This is a genomic window from Bacillota bacterium (assembly GCA_013177945.1).
Lineage (GTDB): Bacteria > Bacillota > DSM-12270 > Thermacetogeniales > Thermacetogeniaceae > Ch130.
In genome coordinates this window covers 53,708-69,000 of record JABLXW010000001.1, presented here as the reverse complement: position 1 = coordinate 69,000, position 15,293 = coordinate 53,708, and the positions used below count along the sequence as shown (strand labels likewise).

Below are 15,293 nucleotides of genomic sequence, written 5' to 3'. Positions count from 1 at the left end.
CCATCTACCCGGCAACGACTCCTGAGATGTTCACTTAAAGCGCTGTTACATCAGGGAGAAACGTTAATTAAACAAGACAACCACCAACCCTATTGCCAGGCAAGTCGCACACTCCCGCACCACCAGCGCTGCCAGGCTTACTTTCCCGCCTAATTTGGGTCCGAAAATAGAAATGTTGGTCGGCAGCCCACTGCTCCAGAATTCATACAGGTAATGCAGCACCGAAGTAACCAGCAAGGCGATAACCGCCTCGGCCGGAGTGACCAAACCGGCCTGCAGGATGGGGCCGAGGGCGCCTATGGCTGCAACCATGCTGATTACACCTGTAGTAATAACGAGGATCACAGGGGCCGGCAGGCCCAGGTAACTTAAGACAGGTTCAACCTGCCGCAATATTTGGTTGACAAGGTCCGTATGCAGCAGGATCGCTACCAGAAAGGTGACGGGCATGAATACCACAGCCAGACGGCAAAAAGCGGGAAGCGTGCGGCGCACCGCTTCAGCCAGCTTATCCCGCCAGGATAAACCAACCGTTTCCCGGCTTCGATCACCCTCTTCCTGATCTTGATCCGGCAGCGGCAAAAGCAACCTGCCCAGCAGCATTCCCACGGCGCCGATCATTAAACTTATGCCAAGGTATATTGCCAGGTATACGGCTCCGGTATGGCACCCCAGGGAGGCCATAACCGCCGGGCTGAAGTAAAATATCGTATAATAGATCCCCGTAGGAAGGGCGGAAACCAGAAAAGAAACCACCACCTCCCGGGCCCCGACTACCCCGGTATTTTTCAGCTCGGCCAGCATGGTGTAGGCGGCAATCCGGTCGGCCAGGCACAAGGTGAGGGGTGTCGCACAGCCCGCAGGCAAACGGCCCAGCCGCGCCAGGGGCTGCATTACCCGGCCCAGGCGCTGCAGAAGAACGGTATTTTGAAACAGATTGCCGAGAAAGCAACCAAGCAGCATGGAAGGCAACACACTTTTCCACAGCTTTAGGACATTTGGCAGGACATCTAAAATGAGCTGCACCTACATCCCCACCTTTACCCAGAACCGGCATTGATCACAGAATTCTCCGGCTTATTACCCGCCAGCGGGTATTTAACTAGATGTCCGAGGCAGATGTCAGATGTCGGAAGCTCGCAAGAACTGTCTAACGCCGGTTCCGAATCAACCTCCAAACCTTGCTTCGCCTGATCTGTATTTACATCTTTCTGATGGTGCCGCATGGGCGGCATGAGCATCTGCCCCGAAAACGCAGACGGATTACTCCTCAACCCAGGCTTTATCCAGGCTTGGCTTGAAGAAAGGATCGAGTTTTAAGTCTTGAACATCTTTTCTGGTCGCGTACAGGCATACATCGTGGTAAATGGGGCAGAGAGGCACATCCCGCGCCACCAGTCGTTGCAGCTCAGCATAAAGCTCCCTTCTCTTTACCGGATCTCGTTCGGCAGCTGCAGTCTCCACCAGCCGGTCCGCCTCGGGATTGATGTATCCCACACCCCTCTGCACGTTCATCTGCCCGCCGGAAGAAACCCAGCGGCCGAAGAAGAAGTCCGGGTCGCCGGTCATCAGGGTGTAAGGGGAGAGGGTAATGTGATATTCCCCGCTCGCAAGAGCATCCTTCCAGGCACCGGCCTCCACCAGCTTGATCTCCACCTCAAGGCCGATATCCCGCAACTGCGCCTGGAGGATCTCAGCTATCTGTTTGTAAGGCCAGCGGTTGGCAAGAGCAGTGCTGATGACAAACTCGACACGCCGGGACCTGCCGGTACCGAGTGCCTGGGCTGCCAGCGATCTCGCTTTTTCCCCGTCGGTTTTCCACAATCCCCTCTCTACTAGATGCTTTGCCAGAGGCGTGAAAACTGTATCCGCCGGCTCACCGTAACCGCCGAGCACCTCTTTAACAAGCTGGGGCCTGTCGATAAAAAGGCTGACCGCCTGGCGCAAGCGCCGGTCGTTAAAAGGCGGTTTCTTGTTGTTAAATAGCAGGTAGTGGGTTGTGGTAACAGGCCGGGAAGATAAAGCCAGTTGTGAATCGCTCTTTATGGCCGGAACCTGCTCCGGCAAAATACCACCCACATCGGCTACGGCCTGAATTTCACCTGTCTGCAGGGCAGCCAGGCGGGTGGAGGGGTCGGGAATGACTTTAAAAGTCACTTTTGTCAGCCTGGGTTTGCCACCCCAATACTCTTCGTTGCGGACCAGCACCAGGGCTTCTCCTTTTTTGTATTCAGCATACTTGAAAGGCCCCGTCCCGTAAGGATGAACAATTCTTCCTTCAGCGTCAAAGCTCTGCGGGCTGAAAATGGGGCAGCCGTGATAAGCCACTTTAGCCGGAAAAACCGGCTCCGGCTTGTTGAAGGTAAACCTCACCGTCCGGTCACCTGCTGCCTCAACTCGATCCAGGTTCAAAAAAGTTCCGTACTCGTCGAATTGCGCCCGCCTTTGTAGGCGCTCCACGCTCTTTACCACCGCCTCCGAATTAAGCGGTGCCCCATCATGGAATTTAACTCCCTTCCTCAGATACACCGTCCATACCTTGGCCGTGTCATCGGAGACGAGCTTTTCGGCCAGCAGAGGTACCGGCTCCAGGTTTTCATTGAGGTAGGTGAGGCTCTCCCACACGCCCGTGCTGCCGTGCACAAAGCAGCTGCTCTCCGGCCCCTTGTAAAAGTCCCGCCCGACACCGATCACCAGTTCCCGGGTTGCTGATGCCGCCGGCTCCTTACTCCCGCAGCCGGCAAGCAGGCCGGCCAGGACGAGAAGAATTAAACACCAGACTGAAGTGAACTTACCATATTTTATCTTTATCATCTCTTCCTCCCATTAACCGAATATCAATTACCTACCCATCATGTACCCACGTATCGTTTGTCAAACTTAATGTTTCTCTCAAAAGGCGCCTGTTTCGGCCTTCCATTTTTCACCCCCCGTCCAGAGGATCATGCCCAGGCGCACCCGGTATTCCTCCCTGTAAACCCCATTGACTGCGTGCTGCTCCACGTACCCGGCAATTGTCTTTTTAATCTCCGGGGTAACCTCCGTGTAGAGCCGGAAAAACTCCTCCAACCCGGCCACCGCCTCCTCAACCGGCAACTCATCCCCCCAGTCATCCTCCCAGGTCTGAAAAGAGAGACAATAACCGCTAGCGTACAGATAGTTAAGGGGATAGATAATATCGTACCCAGGCATGGGCATTTCCTCGCCGAAGAGCAGGCGCCACAGCTCCTCCCGTCCAGGAGCACTGCGCCTGCCGGCATAGTCGCACAAAAAACACCACCGGCGGGAGCAGGCCATCATTTTTTCAAGGGTTTCCACATCCCGCACCCCCGGCGTGAGGGAGGCAAAGACCAGGTCGAACTTGCCGGCCAGGCGCTCTACCACTGGGTCAATCTTCTCCCATTCTAGGTCCAGAAATTGAACGTTTGTCAGCCCTTCCGCTTCCACCTTCTTTTGCAAGGCGGCCAGTACGGCCAGAGCCGGTTCCAGGGCCACTACTTTTTTTACCTGCGGGGCCAGAGGAATGGTGAAAGTACCTGCTCCAGCACCAATGTCCAGCACCTCTATTTCTGGGTGCAGTACTCCCTGCTGCTCGAGCCAGGCCAGTACCCGGGCCACACGTCCTCTGGCGTTCGCCTGATCGGTCCAGCGTTCAACTTGCCCCGCCAGCCGGTTCCAGTATTCTATAGGGTTTAGGTCAGGACGCCGCCTGGCAGATAGGGAATGGCGATGCGCCTCGTTCCACGTCTCTGTCCAGAAATGGGGGTCCTTCAACGAATACCCTGAACAATCCGGGGCTCCCCCTGCCGGATCCAGCCTTTCTGTTGTCATAAAGCTTCCTCCCTGAATCTTCTATTCTTCTATATAGACAGTGTCCCATATCGTGTTAATATTTGAAGGATGGGGAGTAAGTCCCTTAACCTTTTCTTTTGCGGCATAGATCGTGTATAACGAGGCAATTGGTACAGCAGTTGTTTCTTCATCTATCAGAACATGAATGGCCTCCGCCACCAGCCGTGCTGCTTCCCCTATCTCAGGATTGTTACGGGCATGATCAATCAAATCGTCAAACTTTCTGCCTGGCCAGAATGCTTTATTATAGTTGGCCTCATAATACCCTTCGCTATGGAAAAGAAGCTGCGGCAAGAAAGTTGGGTCGCCATCATTCTGGCTGCCTCGCTCCAGCCAGAGATCCCCTTCCCCCTTTTTCAATTTATCGAAGTAAAACCCGCGATCTGCAACTTCCACCACCTTAACTGCAATTCCGACATCCTTAAGCTGCTGCTGCAAGATTTCCGGTAAGGGTTCAAGCACACTAGCCGAAGGAAAACCGGAAACAAGGGTGAGTTCCAATCGCCGCCCGTCCTTGATCCTGATGCCGTCAGGCCCGGGTTTCCATCCAGCCTGTTCCAGGAGATTTTTGGCCTTTTCTGGGTTGTAGGCAAATCCGTTGACTAAATCCTTATACTCCCTCAAGATATCAGGAGGAATTATGGTCTGGCTGCTTATAGCATTACCTTCCCATACCTTCTGGATAATAGCCTCACGGTCGATGGCCCAGCCAATGGCCTGCCGTATCCTTTTGTCCTGCAAAATGTCGAAGGGCTGTTTCCCGTTAACCATAAGGTAAAGAGCCACATAAGCACCGGTTTTTCCGCGCAACACCTGAATCCCTTGGGTTGTCTTAAGTTGTCCAATCATTTCACGAGGAATTTCTGTAATAACATCAACTTCACCTGCCTGTAGGGCAAGGAGCCGGCTGTTGTGGTCTGGAATGAATTTAAAAACAATCTTATTCACTTTTGCAGGTTCCCCCCAATAATCAGGGTTACGCTCAACAACCAGCTCTTTATCTTGCTCGTACCTGGCAAAACAGAAGGGGCCGGTACCAATAGGTTTCTGGCTATCTTCATTTTCTTTGATTCGTATGGCAAAACTTGGGTGAGCCAGGATTTCTGGAACGCGCATATTAGGTTCTGTGGTTACAATATCCACCGTATAATCGTCAATTATTTTGACAGCATCCCCTTCGATTTTCAGCATGGATTTTCCACTTGGGCTAATACCTTTCTCCAAAGTGTACTTTACAGCTGCAGCATTAAAGTCCTCACCGTTATGGAACTTTACGCCTCTACGCAGGTAAAAGCGCCAAGTATTGTTCCCCTTATATTCCCATTTGGTGGCCAAAAGTGGCTCTAATTGATACTCAGGCGTTAGTCTAATTAATGGCTCGCAAATATTGGCATTTAGCGGATAAATTCCTAACTCGCTGTCCCTCTGGCTATAACCATCAGCTCCAACGCCCACAACTAATTCCTTTTTGCTTACCTGACCTTCCCTTTGTTGCCCACCACAACCCGTAGACCCGGCAACCAACATTATGATGACCAAGAAAGACACTATTTGCTTTAAATATTTCACGTTTCTGCACCCCTTTCTCCAGTTATCGCCCTTTGTACACCCGGATCGTTACGAAAGGTACGCTAACTCAAATGGCACCTCACCAGATGACCCTTCCCCACCTCCTTCAGAACGGGCTCCTCTTTCCGGCAAACGCCGCGAACTTGCGGGCAGCGGGGGTGAAAGCGGCAGCCCGGCGGGGGATTCGCCGGGTCGGGCGGCTCGCCCCGCACCACCGGTTTTTGGCCGGTTCTTTGCCGCGGGTCGGGTTCCGGCACCGCCTGTAGAAGCGCCCGGGTGTAGGGGTGGCGGGCCTGTGATACGAGGCCTTCTGCCGCCAGGATCTCCACGAGCTTGCCCAGGTACATCACCGCCACCCGGTCGGCAAGATACTTCACCGCCGCCAGGTCGTGGGATATGAAGAGGTACGATAGATTGAGTCGTCTTTTCAGCTCCCGCAGCAGATTCAAGATCTGTGCCCGGATGGAGACGTCCAAACTGGAAACGGGCTCGTCGCAGACAATCAGTTCCGGCTCTAAGGCCAGCGCTCGGGCGATGTTGATGCGCTGGCGCTGGCCCCCGCTGAATTCGTGCGGGTATTTTGGCGCATCCCCAGGTTCCAGGCCGACGAGCGTTAAAAGCTCACGCACCCGCTCCCGGCGCTCCTCTTTCGCCACGCCGAAATTGGCCAGGGGTTCCTCAATGATTGCCCCCACCGTCCGGCGCGGGTTGAGCGAGGAATAAGAGTCCTGGAAGACGATCTGGACCCGGCGGCGCAGCTCTCGCAGCTTTCTCCCCGTCCAGGCAGTGATCTCCTCGCCAGCAAAAAGAATTTTCCCGGCCGTAGGTTCTTCCAGCCGCACCACCAGCCGCCCCAGGGTGCTCTTGCCGCAGCCGCTCTCCCCCACCAGGCCCAGGGTCTCTCCCCGGGCCAGGGAGAAAGAGACGCCGTCCACCGCCCGTACCTTTTCCCGATGACCCGCAAATATCCCCCTTTTTCCTGCGTAGTGCTTCACCAGTTCCCTTACCTCTAAGAGGCTCACCCGCACCCCGCCTCCCTCAATCGGCTCCAGGAAAAGCGGTGGCAGGCTGCCGTATGACCCGGCCCGATCTCCCGCGATCCGGGTTTATCCCCCCAACATTCTGCGCCCGCCTGCGGGCAGCGGGGGAGAAAGGCGCAATGGGCCGGGAGATTTAGAAGCGACGGCGGCTGTCCCTCAACCGGCACCAGTTCTTCTCTATCCAGGCGCGGCACGGAGCGGAGCAAAGCCCGGGTGTAGGGGTGGGCGGGACGGTCAAACACTTCTGCCACCGGGCCGCGCTCCACGATCGATCCGGCGTACATCACCGCCACTTCATCGGCCATGGCCGCGACCACCCCCAGGTCGTGGGTGATGAGAATGATCGCCATCCCCAACTCCTCCTGCAGCTGCTTCAGCTCCGCCAGGATCTGGGCCTGGAGGGTGACGTCCAGGGCAGTGGTGGGCTCGTCGGCAATCAGAACCTTCGGACGCAAGGAGAGCGCCATGGCCATCATCACCCGCTGCCGCATACCCCCGGAAAGCTGAAATGGATATAGGCGCATGAGCCTTTCCGGGTCGGGCAGGCCCATGCGGGCAAGAAGCTCCACCGCCCGCTGCCGCGCTTCGGCCCAGGTTGTCTCTTGATGGGAGACAATAGTTTCGGCGAGTTGGGTGCCGATGGTTAAAACCGGGTTCAGGGAGGTCAGCGGGTCCTGGAAAACCAGTGCTATTTCCCTGCCCCGCACCTGCCTCAACTGCCTTGAGGGGAGTCTTAGCAGGTCGTAGCCGTTTAACCAGACTTCGCCGGAGCAGATCCTTCCCGGCGGCTCAATAAGGCGCAGGATGGACAGGGCCGTAACGCTCTTGCCGCAGCCGCTCTCCCCCACCAGACCCAGGGTCTTCCCCGCCGCCACCGTAAAACTCGCCCCATCTACGGCTTTGATCACGCCGTAGCGGGTGTAAAAATGGGTGGAGAGATTTTTCACCGTCAGAACAGAAGCAGAAGACATCCGTGCAAAGCCCCCTCTGTCTTCCTTAAAAAACACTCCTTTGAGAGCTTAAAGCCCGGTGGTCCCCCGCGGGTCCAGGGCGTCCCTGAGCCCGTCACCCAGGAGGTTGAAGGCCAGCACTACCGTCATGATGCAAAGACCCGGGTAGATCATCAGCTGGGGCGCCACCTGCATGTAAGGGCGGCCGTCATTCAGCATGGCCCCCCACTCCGGCGTGGGCGGCTGGGCGCCAAGGCCCAGGAAGGAGAGCCCGGAAATGGCCAGGATCAGCTTGCCCATGTCCAGCGTGGCCAGGACGATCACCGGTGAGAGCACATTGGGCAGGATGTGTCGGGTGATGATGCCCAGTTCGGAGGTGCCGCAGGCCCGGGCCGCCAGGACGAACTCCTTCTCTTTCACTGAAAGGACCATCCCCCGGATGACCCGGGCGTACCCCACCCACCAGACGGCAGAAAGCGCGAGCATCACGTTTAAAAGCCCCGGCCCCAGCGTCCCGGCGATAACCAGCGCCAGGATCAGGCCCGGAAAGGCCAGCAGCACGTCAACAACCCGCATGATGGCGTTGTCCACCCGCCCTCCGCAGTAGCCTGCCAGCGTGCCCAGGGGAATGCTGATGAGAATGATCGCCGTCAGGGCCAGAGCTGCCGTGGCCAGGGAAACCCTCGTGCCATAGATCAACCGCGACAAAAGGCAACGCCCCAGGTGGTCGGTGCCCAGGGGATACTGCGCGCCGGGCGGTGCAAGACGCTGCGCCAGATCCACCTTTACTGGGTCGTTGGGCGCAATATAGTGCGCAAAGACTGCCACGGCCAACACGGCCAGGATGATCACCAGCCCCAAAAGAGCCAGTTTGTCTTGCCAAAGTCTTTCCAGCGCGGCGACCAGCACTCCAGGCGAGCCAGCTCCTGCAGAACCTTTTGTTTTCCCGGCAATATGGTAACCAGCAACCCCAGCACCAGAATTTTTCGAGATGCCCACCGGCTACTTCCCCCTTTCCAGGCGGACGCGGGGATCCAAGAAGACATAAGACACATCCACCAGGAGGTTCACCAGCACGAAAACCACGGCCATGAAAAGGGCATACCCCTGGATCACCGGGTAGTCCCGGTTGAAGATGGAATCAACGGCAAACTTCCCCACGCCCGGCCAGGCAAAGATGGTTTCCACAATTACCGCTCCCCCCAAAAGGTGCCCGAAGCTCATGCCCAGTAACGTCACCGCGGGCAAAAGAGCGTTCTTCAAGGCGTGGCGCCCGATCACCCACTTTTCTTTCAGCCCCTTGGCCCGGGCCACCCTGATGTAATCCTGCCCTAGCACGTCCAGCATGCCGGCCCGCAAAATCCGGGCGTAGACGGCGGCCAGCCCAAACCCTAAGGCTACCGCCGGAAGCACGAGGTGCCTCCACCCGCCCCGGCCCATTACCGGCAACAGCCCGAGTTTCACTGCGAATAAGTAGATGAGCACGAGCCCCAGCCAGAAGCCGGGCAGCGAAGCCCCTAATAGAGCACAGAGGCGGCTCAAGTGGTCTAGAAAGGCACGGCGGTAAAGGGCGGATAAAATCCCTGCCGGCAGGGCAAGGCTGATCATGAAGACCATGGCCGCGCAGGTCAGCTCCAGGGTGGCCGGAAAGCGGGAGAGAATTTCTTCCGCCACGGGCCGCCCGGTACGAAAAGATTTGCCCAGGTCCAGGTGCGCCGCATTCCACAGCCACCGGCCGTACTGAATGTATACCGGGTCGTTCAGGCCCAGCTCTTCACGCAGGGCCTCCACAGCTTCCCTGGTCGGCTCCACCCCGCCGGAGCGCAGGATCAACTCTGCCGGGTCGCCGGGCGCCAGGTTGATCAGCCCGAAGGTGACGATGGATACCCCCAGCATCACGGGGATGAGGTAAAGAAGGCGCTTTGCCAGGTAACGGCCCAATTAAAAGCACACTCCCGGGTTAAGCAAAACATAAAAGGCCACGGAAACCCTCACCCCGCTTCGGCGAGGTGCCAAGGCCTTCGTGGCCTGAAGATGAACAAACCAAAATACCGTCCGCCCTTTTTAGGGCGTTAACTTTAATGGTGAGAGAAACCGGCGGCTCCTGCCACCCTCAGCTCCATTATTGTAAAATGGATACGACATCATTCCCTGAATTCCTTCTTTAATTCTTTTTAAGTCACAACTTTTTCCCGGCCACCTGCTGTGCTTTTTGACTCAGCAGAACCAGTTGCTTTCGGACATTCTTTAATTTTTCGGGCCAAAAAAACTCCGGCAAAATTCTGCCGGATACAGAAAGGAAAAGAGACAGTGGGTTTAATAAAAACTCCAGCCCCGAAAGAGAGGCTGGAGGCAATAAAGCATTGTAACCTGGCACTACCCTCTTCCTGGGAAGGTTAAAGATGCCTTGCAGCCCGGGCAGGTCTGGGAGAATTTTTTCTGAGGGCGTTCGAGCACCTTAATTACCAGCTTCACGCTCCGCAATCTCTTCCAGCCTTGCGACCAGCCTTGCCACCAGGTGATTTAAAGGTTTGGTTTCCGCCTCTTCTTCCATCCCCACCACTTTTACCTGGACAGGAGTCAAGGGCAAAAGAATCTTTTTGGCTCTGTTTTTTGCGATGGCTTCGGCCATTCCTGGCGTGAGTTCACCCCGCAGTCCAGGAGCACGACAGGAATGCCAAGTTTCTGCAGCTTGCTTACGATCTCCTGTTTAAGCGCCATGCCGCTTCCGTATGCAATGAAGAGATCAGGTTTTAATGCCGCGATTTTTTCTATACTGGGTGTCATGACCTTTCCTACTTTTGCCTTATCCTTTAGCTGCGGAGGAAAATTAGTTGTATCAGAAATTCCAATAATCTTCTTTCCTGCCCCAAAGGCGCAAATCAACTCCGAGGCGTTGCCGTTAACAGAAATAATCCGCCTGGGCGGGCAGGGAACCCGGACCAAACGGCCTGTCGAGTCGGTAATGGTAATTCGTCTTTCCTTAATTCCTGCTGCCTGAATCGCCGGGGCAAGGGCAAGCTGACCTAAGCCCAGGGTGAAAATCAACACCAGGATGAGACCATAAGCATAAATAACCTTGCTTTTCGCTTCCATAGGTCTACTTAACCTCCAGTTGTATTGGTATTCTCCTTCGTATTTCAATTCGTTTCTGCCCGGGAAGCAACTTAAAGCCCCGTTAAATGAAAACCCCCGGTCTACGGGGGACCGGGGGGTATTACGCTCAAAGAAAGCAAATTGAGCATCAAGAACACCTCCCTATCACGCGTAGATCAACGGTGTCCGCTGAACAGGCAGGTTTCCTGGCTCGGGTTCATCTCCAACCTTGCGCCTTCCCATCCGGCACTCAATTGCTGCTCAAAACTTGAGCTGGGCTGTCACCATTTTTGCCGAACCCAGCATTGAGTGCCGGACAGTGGCATCTTGCAAGGCGAATCCCCCACACAGTGGCGGGACCGCGCCGGATTTGCACCGGCTTCCCTCTCCCCCGGGAGTGCCGCTCCCGGGGTCACCTGTTCCGTACTATTCAGTTCTGCAAAATTGCTCTGCAAAATTCTTAGTTTAGATCTTTCGCCGTTTTCGCCGAAAATCCTTCTATCCCTCCGAATTTTATCTGTGCGTGCCAAATTGGCCTTGGCTTAGTGCGGAAAAATGGGTAATGGCTATGCCATATTTTTTATGGCGACCCTACTTTATTTGCGAATCCTTGCCAGCCACCACCCGCCTGGTGTAAACTGAAGATAGAAACGGCACGGAATGTAAAAGGGCAGGTGGTTTAATGTCTTCCATCCCTGAGCACCTCAAGTTTACCTACGAAGATTATCTGCTTTTGCCTGAAGACAGGCGGTATGAAATTATCGGAGGCGAACTTTTCATGACTCCTTCCCCCAAGCGGGCGCATCAGAAGATAAGTTTAAATCTGGCTACCATTTTATGGTCATTCGCCAAAGCCCACGGCCTGGGAGAAGTCTACGAAGCGCCGTTCGATGTGCTTTTCAGCCGCCATGATGTGGTGCAGCCGGATGTGCTCTTCGTGAGCCGCGAGAACCTCTCGATTGTAGGGGAAAATAACATTCAAGGAGCACCTGACCTGATCATCGAGATTTTATCGCCTGCTACCGCCGAAAGAGACCTTGATCTGAAAAAAAAGCTGTACGCCCGCCATGCCGTCAAAGAATACTGGATTGTGGACCCCGACGCCCGAAAAGTGACGGTGTACCTGTGGAAGGACAATGATTACGTAAAAACCGGGGTTTACGGCGAAGAGGATAGCTGGCAGCCTCACCTTTTGCCCGGCCTTAACATTAAGGGCAAGGATGTATTTGCATAAGGACAATCATTAGGCATTTTTGAGCCAGCTTCCTGACTTTTTAAATTCCACAATCAGCGCCCGTACCGTACGCTTTTTCGGGCCAAAAAAACTCCGGCAAAACTCTGCCGGATACAGAAAGGAAAAGAGACAGTGGGTTTAACGAAAACGCCGGACCGTCCAGGATTTTCACCTGATTCCCTTTTATCCCTTGCTTCAGGCAGGGGAACCCGGGCCAAAAAGTATTTAGTTGACAATAATGTACCATACTCCTTGATAATTTGTTGTCCAGTGTTTTATCCTTAATTTTATATTACCAGCGGTAAATTGGGTGAATTTTTTTCTGAAAGCGTTCGAGCACCTTAATTACCCGGGATCCAAGCAGCAGGTAAAAACCCGCGTTGCTCAGCGCATGAAAGGTATCAAACCAAAAGCTGGCGGCGTACGTTGCCAGAAAAGACTTCCAGGTAAGGGGATTGATAAAGGCGGTCCAGAACCAGAAGTCCATGATCCACCCGTACAGGTAACCCCAGGCAAAGCAGAAAAGGGCTGCTATGAGGCGCCCGTGGCGGGGGAAAGCGGTCTTCAGCCACCCCGCAGTTGCTCCCGCGAGGCCCCAGGCAAGCATCTGCCAGGGGGTCCAGGGGCCCTGGCCGAGAAAAAAGTTGGACACAAAAGCCGCAGTCGCGCCCACCATGAAGCCTGCAAGAGGCCTGAAGACGAAGCCTGCGGCGATGATCAGGAAAGTGGCGGGCTGGATACCCGGCAGGGCGGCGAAGGGCACCCGGGCGACGGCGGCGATGGCTCCGAGGACGGCGACCACCCCTACCTCCCGGGAGGAGGCCGTGCTCCGCTCGAAGCACCAGTACCAAAAGGCAAGGGCACCGCACACGAAGGCAACGCACAAGAAACCCCAATCCCTCTTCGAAACCGTCAGGGCCAGCAAAGCCACGGCAAGGACCCCGGCCGCGGACACGATCAGGAGCCTGCCTTTACCGCCAGACACCGGCCGAAAACCCCTTTCCTGCTGAGTTTTTCGATTCCTTCTTCTACGGTGAGCACACCCTCGACGTAGCCCCTGAACAGCCTCGCCATCTGGGGGCAATAAAAAAGGGAACCCCCGAGAACCTCGTGCTTGGAGCCCTCGCAGACTACCCTGCCGCCGCTGATCACGACCACGCGCCTGGCGTACTCCGCCGCGAACTCCACATCGTGGGTTACTACCACCACGCCCACGCCTTCTCCGGCAAGCGCCGTTAAGAAAAGCCCGAGCTCTCTTTTCAGGCGGCAGTCAACACCCCTCGTCGGCTCGTCGAGAACTAAAAGGCGCGGCCGCGCCACAAGCACAGAGGCCAGCGCCACCCGCTGGCGCTCCCCGCTGCTCAGGTCGCGGGGGTTGGCTTTCCGGTGAGCAATCAACCCGAGCCTTTCCAGAGTGGCGTCGACCACCCCGTTGTCCTCGAGACCGAGGCTGTCGAGGGTGAAGCGGAGTTCGTCTTCCACCGTGTCCTGGAAAAGGTAGTCGTTGGGATTCTGAGAAAGATAGCCGACACCGCGCGCCAGCTCCGGCAGGGAAACAGCGCGCGTGTCCCTGCCCAAAAGAAGAACCCTACCGCGCCCCGGCTTCAGCAGCCCCACCATGTTTTTCAGGAGGGTGGTCTTGCCAGCCGCGTTTTCCCCCATGATCACCACGAAATCCCCGGCCCGCACCTCGAGGCTCACCCCTCGCAGAACCTCCCTGCCGTTCGGGTAAGTAAACCAAACGCCCTTCAGCTCAACCAGATCCTGGGCTTGGGGCTCCTTCTTCCGGGGCAGAACCGCTTGAAGCTCTCGGGGTCCGGGCCCCGCGGAGAGGGGGATGTCCTCGAGAAGCCTTCTCAGTTCTCTCCGCCCCTCTTTTACCGTGAGGGGCAGGGCGGGCGCGCCCAGAGAGGCGAAAAACCTGGCCACAGGAGGGATAAAGGGAAGGCGGTTTTCGACCAGCCACCGCGCCGCCTCCTCTACCCGACCGCACCTGAGGACTTCTCCTTCTTCCATCACCACGAGCCGGTCGGCGAGGTGGAAGCACCTTTCCAGGCGCTGCTCGATCAGGACTACAGTATACCCCATCTCCTTGTTGAGGCGCTCCACGAGGTGGAAAAACTCTTCAGCGGCCACGGGATCGAGCTGCGAGGTCGGCTCGTCTAGAATGAGAACCTCCGGCTGCATCGCCAGGACCGCCGCGAGGGCTACTTTTTGCTTCTGGCCCCCCGAAAGGCTGGCAGTGAACTCTTCCTTCAGGGATGAAAGACCAAGAAAACCCGTGACTTCCGCGATGCGGCGGGACATCTCTTCTTGCGGCAGGCCAAGGTTTTCCAGGCCGAAGGCGATCTCGGCCTCCACAGAAGTCATGACCAGCTGCTTTTCAGGGTCCTGGAAAACAACACCCACGCGAGCAGCCAAAAGGCGCGGGTCGAGTTCCCGCAGGTCCTTTCCCCTGAAGAGCACCCTGCCTTCCAGCCTTCCCCCGTAAAAGTGAGGAACCAGCCCTGCCAGAAGGCGCGCCAGGGAGGATTTCCCGGAGCCCGAACCCCCTACTACCAGCAGCAGTTCTCCTTCCTCGATCTCCAGGTTGATGTTCTTCAAGGCCGGGCGGTCTCCGTCCGGGTAGGAGTAGGTCAGATCTTCGATCTTAAACAGGGCCAATGCTTCCACCCCCAACTCAAGATTGCCGGCACCGAAAGGGCCAGCAGAATGCCCAGAAGCAGGATGAGGGAAGAGCCGTCGGCCAGGGGCGCCAGCCGGGGGTAGTAGGTGTAATCCCCAGAACCGGAAGCCTTGGCGTAAGCAGAAAGAGCGAGGGCGAGGAGGCTCGCGGCGAGGCACACTGCGTCCCGGGGCCGCGCCAGCTCTCGCCTGTAGCAGGACCGCGGCCCGCTGCCGAAGGCCCGTGCCTGCATCGCCTCGGCAATCTGAAGGGCGCCTTCGAGCGAAGAAACGAGGAGGATGTCGAACAGCCACGAATGCTTTTTCAGCTTCTCCCTGAAACTTCCCGCCTCGAAGTCCACACCCCGCACCTGGAGGACTTCCCGGGCGTTCGCCAGGTCCCTGGCAGCAGCAGGCAGCATCTTCGTGGCAAGGGCGGCCACGAGGGCAGACTTATAGGCGAAGCGGGAAAAAAGGGCGAGCAACTTGTCGGGGTGGACGGTTGCGCTCCCGAGGCAGCAGACCGTCAAAACGGCGAGCAGCCTCACGCCCATGGCGGCACCATAGCACACTGCCTCGAGGCAGACCTTTACCGGCCCGGCCTGCCAGATGACGGTTTTTCCAGCGTGGAAGACGAGGGGGTTGAGGACCATGATCAGGAGCGCCATCCAGAGGCCGAACTTCAGGTAAAACTCCCACTTTTCCAGGGCCCCGGCGGCCGCCACTCCGAGCGCCCCGGCCGCCAGGACGGCCAGCAGATAGAGGGGGTGAGAGAAGAGCAGAGCCAGGACAAAGAGCACTCCCAGGTACCCCAGCAGGGCAACGGTGTGGAGGTCCTGAAGCAATACATCCCTGTCCTCATAGAATAAGCGGTCAAGCATTTTATTG

14 protein-coding genes and 2 riboswitches are annotated in these 15,293 nt (G+C 56.6%); of the genes, 1 reads left to right on the top strand and 13 read right to left on the bottom strand.

Annotation, left to right across the window (positions count from 1 at the left end; translation table 11 throughout):
• Positions 1 to 63: 63 nt before the first annotated feature.
• From HPY58_00305 to HPY58_00260, 10 genes are all read right to left on the bottom strand, one after another.
• Positions 64 to 1,026 carry a hypothetical protein gene (locus tag HPY58_00305; GenBank protein NPV28100.1) on the bottom strand — a complete coding sequence of 321 codons (963 nt, stop codon included), beginning with the start codon at positions 1,024 to 1,026 and terminating at the stop codon, positions 64 to 66.
• Positions 1,027 to 1,263: 237 nt separating this feature from the next.
• Positions 1,264 to 2,814 (bottom strand): ABC transporter substrate-binding protein, encoded by a 1,551-nt coding sequence (locus HPY58_00300; GenBank protein ID NPV28099.1) that lies wholly within the window; start codon positions 2,812 to 2,814, stop codon positions 1,264 to 1,266.
• Positions 2,815 to 2,892: 78 nt separating this feature from the next.
• On the bottom strand, positions 2,893 to 3,831 hold the full coding sequence (locus HPY58_00295; GenBank protein ID NPV28098.1) for a class I SAM-dependent methyltransferase: 939 nt from the start codon (positions 3,829 to 3,831) through the stop codon (positions 2,893 to 2,895).
• 21 nt (positions 3,832 to 3,852) lie between these two features.
• Positions 3,853 to 5,421, bottom strand: a complete 1,569-nt coding sequence (locus HPY58_00290) for an ABC transporter substrate-binding protein (protein ID NPV28097.1) — start codon at positions 5,419 to 5,421, stop codon at positions 3,853 to 3,855.
• 62 nt (positions 5,422 to 5,483) lie between these two features.
• On the bottom strand, positions 5,484 to 6,449 hold the full coding sequence (locus tag HPY58_00285) for an ATP-binding cassette domain-containing protein (GenBank protein ID NPV28096.1): 966 nt from the start codon (positions 6,447 to 6,449) through the stop codon (positions 5,484 to 5,486).
• Positions 6,440 to 7,432 (bottom strand): ABC transporter ATP-binding protein, encoded by a 993-nt coding sequence (locus HPY58_00280; GenBank protein ID NPV28095.1) that lies wholly within the window; start codon positions 7,430 to 7,432, stop codon positions 6,440 to 6,442. Before HPY58_00280 ends, HPY58_00285 begins: the two co-directional genes overlap by 10 nt.
• Before the next feature lie 48 nt (positions 7,433 to 7,480).
• Positions 7,481 to 8,410: a nickel ABC transporter permease subunit NikC gene (gene nikC / locus HPY58_00275; protein ID NPV28094.1), complete on the bottom strand. Its 930-nt coding sequence runs from the start codon at positions 8,408 to 8,410 to the stop codon at positions 7,481 to 7,483.
• A 3-nt stretch (positions 8,411 to 8,413) separates the two neighbouring features.
• Positions 8,414 to 9,352 carry an ABC transporter permease gene (locus tag HPY58_00270; protein NPV28093.1) on the bottom strand — a complete coding sequence of 313 codons (939 nt, stop codon included), beginning with the start codon at positions 9,350 to 9,352 and terminating at the stop codon, positions 8,414 to 8,416.
• Positions 9,353 to 9,869: 517 nt separating this feature from the next.
• Positions 9,870 to 10,043 (bottom strand): DUF3842 family protein, encoded by a 174-nt coding sequence (locus tag HPY58_00265; GenBank protein NPV28092.1) that lies wholly within the window; start codon positions 10,041 to 10,043, stop codon positions 9,870 to 9,872.
• On the bottom strand, positions 9,992 to 10,507 hold the full coding sequence (locus HPY58_00260; protein NPV28091.1) for an ABC transporter substrate-binding protein: 516 nt from the start codon (positions 10,505 to 10,507) through the stop codon (positions 9,992 to 9,994). Before HPY58_00260 ends, HPY58_00265 begins: the two co-directional genes overlap by 52 nt.
• Positions 10,508 to 10,685: 178 nt before the next feature.
• A riboswitch (cobalamin riboswitch) is annotated at positions 10,686 to 10,942 on the bottom strand.
• Positions 10,943 to 11,189: 247 nt separating this feature from the next.
• Here HPY58_00260 and HPY58_00255 point away from each other — a divergent pair.
• On the top strand, positions 11,190 to 11,741 hold the full coding sequence (locus HPY58_00255; protein NPV28090.1) for a Uma2 family endonuclease: 552 nt from the start codon (positions 11,190 to 11,192) through the stop codon (positions 11,739 to 11,741).
• Between the two features lie 4 nt (positions 11,742 to 11,745).
• Positions 11,746 to 11,969: riboswitch (cobalamin riboswitch) on the bottom strand.
• A gap of 64 nt (positions 11,970 to 12,033) precedes the next feature.
• Here the strand turns inward: HPY58_00255 and HPY58_00250 are convergent.
• The 3 genes from HPY58_00250 to HPY58_00240 are packed head-to-tail and all read right to left on the bottom strand — an operon-like array spanning position 12,034 to position 15,286.
• Positions 12,034 to 12,726 (bottom strand): ECF transporter S component, encoded by a 693-nt coding sequence (locus HPY58_00250; protein ID NPV28089.1) that lies wholly within the window; start codon positions 12,724 to 12,726, stop codon positions 12,034 to 12,036.
• Positions 12,699 to 14,405, bottom strand: a complete 1,707-nt coding sequence (locus tag HPY58_00245) for an ABC transporter ATP-binding protein (GenBank protein NPV28088.1) — start codon at positions 14,403 to 14,405, stop codon at positions 12,699 to 12,701. Before HPY58_00245 ends, HPY58_00250 begins: the two co-directional genes overlap by 28 nt.
• Positions 14,378 to 15,286 carry an energy-coupling factor transporter transmembrane protein EcfT gene (locus tag HPY58_00240; protein NPV28087.1) on the bottom strand — a complete coding sequence of 303 codons (909 nt, stop codon included), beginning with the start codon at positions 15,284 to 15,286 and terminating at the stop codon, positions 14,378 to 14,380. The genes HPY58_00245 and HPY58_00240 overlap by 28 nt, the downstream gene beginning before the upstream one ends.
• Positions 15,287 to 15,293: the final 7 nt, after the last annotated feature.

Bases quoted from the DNA above. Each gene is read 5' to 3' on its own strand.
- HPY58_00300 (NPV28099.1), bottom strand. From the start codon at position 2,814: ATGATAAAGATAAAATATGGTAAGTTCACTTCAGTCTGGTGTTTAATT.
- HPY58_00295 (NPV28098.1), bottom strand. From the start codon at position 3,831: ATGACAACAGAAAGGCTGGATCCGGCAGGGGGAGCCCCGGATTGTTCA.
- HPY58_00260 (NPV28091.1), bottom strand. From the start codon at position 10,507: ATGGAAGCGAAAAGCAAGGTTATTTATGCTTATGGTCTCATCCTGGTG.
- HPY58_00265 (NPV28092.1), bottom strand. From the start codon at position 10,043: ATGGCCGAAGCCATCGCAAAAAACAGAGCCAAAAAGATTCTTTTGCCC.
- HPY58_00255 (NPV28090.1), top strand. From the start codon at position 11,190: ATGTCTTCCATCCCTGAGCACCTCAAGTTTACCTACGAAGATTATCTG.
- HPY58_00280 (NPV28095.1), bottom strand. From the start codon at position 7,432: ATGTCTTCTGCTTCTGTTCTGACGGTGAAAAATCTCTCCACCCATTTT.
- HPY58_00240 (NPV28087.1), bottom strand. From the start codon at position 15,286: ATGCTTGACCGCTTATTCTATGAGGACAGGGATGTATTGCTTCAGGAC.